This window comes from Hypericibacter sp. (assembly GCF_050729195.1).
GTDB lineage: Bacteria > Pseudomonadota > Alphaproteobacteria > Dongiales > Dongiaceae > Hypericibacter.
Map to the genome: position 1 here is coordinate 1 of NZ_JBOHKS010000171.1, position 6968 is coordinate 6968.

General features: G+C 63.8%; 9 protein-coding genes. All 9 read left to right on the plus strand.

Translation table 11 applies throughout. From position 1 onward, the window contains the following. Nucleotides 1–559: hypothetical protein (locus ACREE8_RS13350; protein WP_431573496.1), on the plus strand; the 559-nt coding region annotated here is incomplete at its 5' end. 239 nt (nt 560–798) lie between these two features. Beyond that, nucleotides 799–1329: a hypothetical protein gene (locus tag ACREE8_RS13355; protein WP_431573497.1), complete on the plus strand. Its 531-nt coding sequence runs from the start codon at nt 799–801 to the stop codon at nt 1327–1329. Nucleotides 1330–1442: 113 nt separating this feature from the next. Then, nucleotides 1443–1943, plus strand: a complete 501-nt coding sequence (locus tag ACREE8_RS13360; RefSeq protein WP_431573498.1) for a hypothetical protein — start codon at nt 1443–1445, stop codon at nt 1941–1943. After that, nucleotides 1940–2437: a hypothetical protein gene (locus ACREE8_RS13365; protein WP_431573499.1), complete on the plus strand. Its 498-nt coding sequence runs from the start codon at nt 1940–1942 to the stop codon at nt 2435–2437. Before ACREE8_RS13360 ends, ACREE8_RS13365 begins: the two co-directional genes overlap by 4 nt. 155 nt (nt 2438–2592) lie before the next feature. Next, nucleotides 2593–3252, plus strand: a complete 660-nt coding sequence (locus ACREE8_RS13370; RefSeq protein WP_431573500.1) for a DUF1638 domain-containing protein — start codon at nt 2593–2595, stop codon at nt 3250–3252. A 27-nt stretch (nt 3253–3279) separates the two neighbouring features. Further along, on the plus strand, nt 3280–3582 hold the full coding sequence (locus ACREE8_RS13375; protein ID WP_431573501.1) for a virulence factor: 303 nt from the start codon (nt 3280–3282) through the stop codon (nt 3580–3582). Between the two features lie 327 nt (nt 3583–3909). Then, nucleotides 3910–4821: a methylenetetrahydrofolate reductase gene (locus ACREE8_RS13380; protein WP_431573502.1), complete on the plus strand. Its 912-nt coding sequence runs from the start codon at nt 3910–3912 to the stop codon at nt 4819–4821. Between the two features lie 69 nt (nt 4822–4890). Then, nucleotides 4891–5823, plus strand: a complete 933-nt coding sequence (locus ACREE8_RS13385; protein WP_431573503.1) for a methyltetrahydrofolate cobalamin methyltransferase — start codon at nt 4891–4893, stop codon at nt 5821–5823. A 238-nt stretch (nt 5824–6061) separates the two neighbouring features. Continuing rightward, nucleotides 6062–6968: 2Fe-2S iron-sulfur cluster-binding protein (locus ACREE8_RS13390; protein ID WP_431573504.1), on the plus strand; the 907-nt coding region annotated here is incomplete at its 3' end.

Sequence of the window (6968 nt, forward strand, 5' to 3'; positions counted from 1 at the left end):
TCCTTATGCCGAAGGTCTGCACCCGGTTCACGCGCTGGGCCAGGCAGCGAAAGCTTTGGTTCGTCTAACTGCTCTCGGTGCGAGGCAGGTCCGCCAAAATGACCATCTCATTGAAGCGGAAGCCAAACGCATCGGCCTCGACCCCGATCTCTTGCGAGCCGTCATGTATGTAGAAGTTTCGCAGGGAGGGCTTTACGGCTATCCGGCGGAGCGCGTGGGCTGGTCCGATTCAATACTGCCTATGAATGTCAGGCGCTCCCTCTGGGGAGGGCTGCTCAACAATGGTCAGCCTTACTCGCGGCAATATGTCGAGGCAGGGCGAGACAGGGGAATCGTAGTCGACCAGACGCGCGATACCTTCAATGACCCGCGCCTCAATATTCGTGCAGGCGCGACGCTGCTCCGGGGCATTCAGGATCGACTGGATGACCCCAGCATTCGGAACGTTGCCACTCTCTATAGCGGATTGGGCGAGAAACACGTCACTGACTATGGAGAACGCGTCGATGAGGTCTATCGGACCAAGGAGTGGAACCGTCCTCTCTATAGTCTTCCGTGACGATGGCGCGGACATCTTGGGTGATCGCGAGCCGTGATGCGTTTTCCCCAAGCCGCTTCTCGCTTCGGTACAGATTTCGAGCTAGCTGCAATCGGCTTTCCTCCTCGTGGCGGCGTGCGATCTGGATTGTTATCGACGAACGCCTCGCTTCAAGCCATCCAAAGACCGCAAAGAGTGTCTGCTTTCAGTTTCGTAGAGAAGAATTCGTATCAGCGCGCTCACTTGGAAGTCATTAGGCCATGACCTCGGTACTCGAGATTCCCTTCGTTGCCGCTATCGTGTGGTCGTCGTCGCTTGTTCCCGCGACAGCCTGTCTCCTCCTCAACTCTTATCGCCGCTGGTTGGCGCTCGGCTTCTGCGCAGCGCCGCCTGTTTCAGCTTTCATGATCCGGCGGTCCGAAGATGCCCCTTTCCTGCTCGTGGGCTGCGCGATGCTCATAATGGCAACCCTCCTTCTTGTCGTTTTCGATCGCCGATTTCTTCTCCAGCGGCGGTCTCATTACCTTTCTGCCGGCGTCGGACTCATGCTTGCCGCCAGTATTTTGCCAATCCTGGCCGTCCTTGCCGCTGCCGATCACAATCCCCAGGGCGAGTTCTGTCTGGGGGACAACTTCACGAGTGATTGCGATTGGGACTATCTGAAGTTGAGCATGATCGGCGTGATCGGGTGGGGGACGATTCAATCTCTCGTCTTTTTTTTCGCCGGCGAAGTGTTTCTAATCGGCTTGCTGATTCGACGACGGAAATCAGCAAAGGCGATCGAGCCATAATGTTGCGTACGCCAATAACATCGAGAGCTTGTGCTTAGGTGCCGGAGGTTAAAGCACTGGTGGAAACGCTTTGCCCCACTGATCTTTGTATGTCCCGAGCGGGATTTGTCGCGGTGTTACTGCTGATTGCACCCATGATCCCGCTAGCCCTGCTCGGAATTTACCTGGTTCGAGGCCATCGTCGCAGGCTCGCCTTGGCGGCTGTCGTCGGTGCGTCTTTTGCTGCCTCTTCGATGGCTCTGCTTGCGCCAAGCTGGGCAGCCATCACTCTTCCTTTGCCGATATGCCTTTTCGCCACCACACTGATCATCGCATCGGATCGACGTCCAGGCTTGCTCGAACCGAAAGCGATCGCACGCTTGCTTGCAATCGTCGGCGTCGCGGTTCCCCTTCTGCCGATAATGCTGCTGGTAATGGCCATGACTGGCAATCCGTGGGACGAGCTGTGCAGCTCCGGAGATTCGGCGTGCCTCTTGGATCCCTCCGTCTGGGCCAAGCTGGTGCTCGGTGCCTGGACGACCATCGTCACGGCTGTCGGTGTTCTGGTCCTTCTGTCGTGGGAACTCTGCTTGCTGGTGAAGGGACGGTCGATGAATGCCGTGGGCGTCCCGTGACGCCGGCCGCGTTCCTGGTCCTGCTCGCAACGTTTCTGCCGATCACTGGGCTTTGCCTGGTGGGACCACGACTTCGCACGATCCTTCTGGTCGTCGCGATATTGCCCGCCTTGGGAGTTTGGCTTTCCTTCATGACAGGCACAGAGCTGTTCCAACTGGCCGGTGCCGCCGTTGCGATCCTCTTGGCGCTGGGGTTCGCGTTGACAGAGTCGCGCCTGCCGCGCGAGCAGCGGCGCTTGGCTTGTATCGGCTCGGTTCTGCTGCTGGGCCTTCTTGCCTGGCCGGCACTAAGGACGGCCTTGGCCATTCTCGACCGTCCCAGCGACTATCTGAATTGCGACTCCCCGAGCGCGTGTCGCATCGAACTCCATCCGCTAATCACCTTTGTGCTGAGCTACTGGAGCATTCTCATCAGCGCTATATTCGGCAGCTTCGGCGAGTTGCTGTTGATTCTGGCGCTCTTGCAGCGCCGCATCCGGATGGCCCCGTCATGATCCCCGCCGGTGTCGCCGTGGCAGCAACCACCGTCGCCAGCCGCTTAGTGGCAGGCAAGACCGGCGCCTAGCTTGATCCTCGGAAGGCATGGCACCCCTGCCGCGCGATACCCATATGATGGGAACTCGGCAGCTCGGAACCCTTAGCGACAGACATGGACAAGGCCCCGACCACCCTCATCATTGCCTGCGGCGCGCTGGCGCGCGAGATCCTGGCCGTGATCGAGCAGGCGGGCTGGACCAACCTGTCGATCACCTGCCTGCCCGCCATCTGGCATAACCGGCCCGAGCGCATCCCGGAGGGTGTGCGGCAGAAGATCCGCGAGAACCGCGACCGCTATGACCGGTTGCTGGTGCTCTATGGCGATTGCGGCTCGGGCGGCGAGCTCGATCGCGTGCTGGCGGAAGAGGGCGGGGTCGAGCGCATCGCCGGTCCCCATTGCTACGATTTCTATGCCGGCCCGGCGAATTTCGCCGCCATGCATGAGGCCGAGCTCGGCACCTTCTATCTGACCGACTACCTCGTGCGGCAGTTCGACAAGCTCATCATCGAAGGGCTCGGAATCGACCGGCATCCCGAGCTGCGCGACGCCTATTTCGGCAATTACAAGAAGCTGATCTATCTGGCACAGATCGACGATCCGCTGCTCGACGCCAAGGCCGAGAAGGCCGCCGCCCGTCTCGGGCTCGCCTATGAGCGCCGCTTCACCGGCTATGGCGATCTCAAGACCTTCCTCGATGGCTGGCAGGCGACACCCGCCGGTGCCGCCGCCCCGGTGGCCCCGGTCGCCGGCGCCCCCGCCAAATCCCACTAACCTCGCCTCTCCAGGAGTCCCGTTCCGATGCCCCAGATCACTGTCGTCTACTGGCGCGACATCCCGGCCCAGGTCATCGCCAAGGCCGGCCGCACCACCGCCAAGCGCGTCCTCAATGAGCGCTTCGAGAAGGCGATCGACCGGGCGGCGATGCGGGCGAATTTGCGCGATACGGACTCCTATCTGGCGGAATGGCGCCGGGCCGATCCGGTCGAATGCGGCGCCGATCTCGAGGCCGAGGCGGCCGCGGCTGCGGCCCGGCTCGAGGCCGAGTTTCCCGAGGAGCGGCTGACGGCCTTCGTCATGGCCGGGGGCAAGACCCCGGCCTGAAGCGGGACCGGTTCGCCCATTTGCGTCATCCGGCGGCGGATGCAGGCCGCTTACCCAGGCCTCAAAGGCGTTAACCATCCCGTCTCGGGCTTGGCCAAAGCCCCAGAAAAACTGGCCCTGAAACGGTCTTTGACTGCCGGAGGGAGAGTTGCCGGGGCGCCTGCCCGCCGGGTCGAAAGCCCGCCCGGAACCATGTCGTTTTCAAGCCGATGAATGGCGTTGTACGGCGCGTGTTTCGGGGCCGCCGGGAGGATTGTCAGGGCGCCCGCCGGCGGGGCGGAACGCTCGATTTTCCCGGCCGGTAACACGCAGCAGGACATGAGGCCCATGGCGACCGCGTCCCAGATCATCGCGCTCACCCGCGACTACTCCATCGAGACCACGCCCGGCACCGCGGCCAAGGTCGAGAGCTTCAAGGCGCTCCTGCCGGCCGGTACCTGCGTCAATGTCACCTTCCTGCCGGGCACGGACTACAACGACACGGTCGCGACCGCGCGCCGCCTGAAGGATGACGGGATGGTGCCGGTGCCGCATATCGCGGCGCGCTCGATCCCCTCGCAGGCCGCGCTCGAGACCTATCTCGGCCGGCTGCATGACGAGGCCGGGGTCACCCAGGCGCTGGTGATCGGCGGCGGCCTCAAGAAGCCGCTGGGCGTGTTCGACGCCGCGATCCAGCTGCTGGAGACCGGTCTCTTCGAGAAGCATGGCATCCGCAAGATCGGCATCGCCGGCCATCCCGAAGGCACGCCCGACATCGCCCCCGACGAGGTCAAGCGCCACACGCTGGCGAAGGCGAAATGGGCGTCCGATCGCGGCCTCTCCATGTATCTGGTCACCCAGTTCTGCTTCGAGGCCGATCCGGTCATGGCCTGGATGAAGTGGCTCTCCGACAATGGCGTCACCTTGCCGGTGCGCATCGGCGTGCCCGGCCCCGCCAGCATCAAGACCCTGCTGCGCTTTGCCCAGGAATGCGGCATCGGTCCCTCGATGCGCGTCATCACCCGCCAGGCTGCCAATATCGCCAAGCTCCTGACGGTGCAGACGCCGGACGAGCTGATGGTGGCCATGGCCGAGTTCAAGGCAAACGACAAGACCGGCCGCCTCGACGGCATCCATCTCTATCCCTTCGGCGGCTTTGCCAAGACCTGCAATTGGTTCAATGCCGTCAAGGCCGGCCATTTTGCATTCGATCGCAGCGGCGCCGGTTTCTCACTGGTCGAAGCCGCGGTCGCCTCTTAAATTCCTCCCGGCCCCCATCGCCTTTCCCGGGCGCCCGGCCGGAACCTCCTCGAAAGGACGTTGCCTCCCATGACCCATACCGTCGTCAGCTCCGCGACCAAGGAAGTCGTGATCGGTTTCGATCGCCCCTTCGTCGTGATCGGCGAGCGCATCAACCCGACGGGCCGCAAGCTGCTCGCGGCCGAGATGGCGGCCGGCGATTACAGCCGCGTGCGCGCCGACGCGATCGCGCAGGTCGAGGCGGGTGCCCATATGCTGGACGTCAATGCCGGCATCCCGCTGGCCGACGAGCCGGCGATCCTCGCGGAATCGATCCAGCTGGTGCAGTCCCTGACCGACGTGCCGCTCTCGATCGACAGCTCGATCGTGGCGGCGCTCGAGGCGGGGCTGAAGGTCTATAAGGGCAAGGCCCTGCTGAACTCGGTCACCGGCGAGGAAGAGCGGCTCGAGGTCGTGCTGCCGCTGGTGAAGAAATACGGCGCCGCCGTGATCGCGATCTCCAACGACGAGACCGGCATCTCGCCCGATCCCGATGTGCGCTACGAGGTCGCCAAGAAGATCGTCCATCGCGCGATGGATTACGGCATCCCGGCCGCCGACGTGGTGGTGGATCCGCTGGTGATGCCGGTGGGTGCGCTCAACGATGCCGGCCGTCAGGTGTTCCGCCTGGTGCGCCGCCTGCGCGAGGAACTGAAGGTCAATACCTGCTGCGGCGCCTCGAACTTCTCGTTTGGCTTGCCCAACCGCCATGGCCTCAACGCCTCCTTCCTGGCGATGCTGACCGGCGCCGGCATGACCTCGGCGATCATGAATCCGCTGCGGCCGGAGGAGATGACGGCGATCCTGGCGGCCGACGTCGCCAACGGTCATGACGAGAATTGCATGCGCTGGATCCAGAAGTTCCGCGAGCCGATCTCGGCCGACGCCGCCAACCAGGGCCAGCGCGCCGGCCGCGAAAACCGCCGCCGCCGCCCCGCCGGCGCGACCTCGGAAGCGGTGTGAGCGCGGAGCGGCGCTCGATTACGCCATTGGTGAAGACCGCCTCATCCCCCTTCCTAACCTTCCCCCACCCGCCGGCGTCGCCGGCAGCTTTAAAGGGGGGCGGGCGTAGCCCGCGTGGGGGAAGGGATAGTAAGGTCGGGCCGTCTTCTTCTTACTTATCCCCTCTCCCCTCAAGGGGGAGGGCAAGGGAGGGGGCCGCTCGGCCCCTCCCCATCATCGGAAGTTAAGCGCACCCATCATGGCGCAGACCCAAGACGCACTCGTTGTCTTCATGCCCTCGGGCAAGCGCGGCCGGTTCTCGATCGGGACGCCGGTGCTGCAGGCCGCGCGCAAGCTCGGTGTCGATATCGATTCCGTCTGCGGTGGGCGCGGCATCTGCGGACGCTGCCAGGTGCTGGTCTCCGAAGGCGAGTTCATGAAACTCGGCGTCAAGTCCGAGGCCTCGCATCTGACCGCCTTCGGCGATGTCGAGAAGCGTTATGCCGAGCGCAAGGGCCTGGCCGAGGGCCGGCGGCTCTCCTGCTCGACCCGCGTCCAGGGCGACGTCGTCATCGACGTGCCGCCCGACAGCCAGGTCCATAAGCAGGTCGTGCGCAAGCGCGCCGAGATGCGGGCGATCGAGCTCGATCCGGTGGTCACGCTGCATTATGTCGAGGTGGCCGAGCCCAACATGCATGATCCCTCGGGCGATCTGCAGCGGCTCGAGCAGGCGCTGGCCTCGCAATGGGATCTGACGGGCCTCGATACGGACTTGCGCGTGATCCAGCATCTGCAGAAGGCGCTGCGCAAGGGCGACTGGACCGCGACCGTCGCGGTGCATCAGAAGAAGCAGATCACGGCGGTCTGGCCGGGCTTCCATGACCGCACCTTCGGGCTCGCGGTCGATATCGGCTCCACCACCATCGCTGGCCATCTCTGCGATCTCGCCACCGGCGAGGTGGTCGCCTCCTCGGGCATGATGAATCCGCAGATCCGCTTCGGCGAGGATCTGATGAGCCGCGTCTCCTATGTGACGATGAAGCCGGGCGGCGATGTCGAGATGACCAAGGCGGTCCGCGGCGTCCTGAACGAGCTGGCCGAGAATGTCGCGCGGGAAGCCAAGATCGAGAAGACCAACATTCTCGAGGTCACCTTCGTCGGCAACC

Bases quoted from the DNA above. Each gene is read 5' to 3' on its own strand.
- ACREE8_RS13375 (WP_431573501.1), top strand. From the start codon at position 3,280: ATGCCCCAGATCACTGTCGTCTACTGGCGCGACATCCCGGCCCAGGTC.
- ACREE8_RS13355 (WP_431573497.1), top strand. From the start codon at position 799: ATGACCTCGGTACTCGAGATTCCCTTCGTTGCCGCTATCGTGTGGTCG.
- ACREE8_RS13380 (WP_431573502.1), top strand. From the start codon at position 3,910: ATGGCGACCGCGTCCCAGATCATCGCGCTCACCCGCGACTACTCCATC.
- ACREE8_RS13385 (WP_431573503.1), top strand. From the start codon at position 4,891: ATGACCCATACCGTCGTCAGCTCCGCGACCAAGGAAGTCGTGATCGGT.
- ACREE8_RS13370 (WP_431573500.1), top strand. From the start codon at position 2,593: ATGGACAAGGCCCCGACCACCCTCATCATTGCCTGCGGCGCGCTGGCG.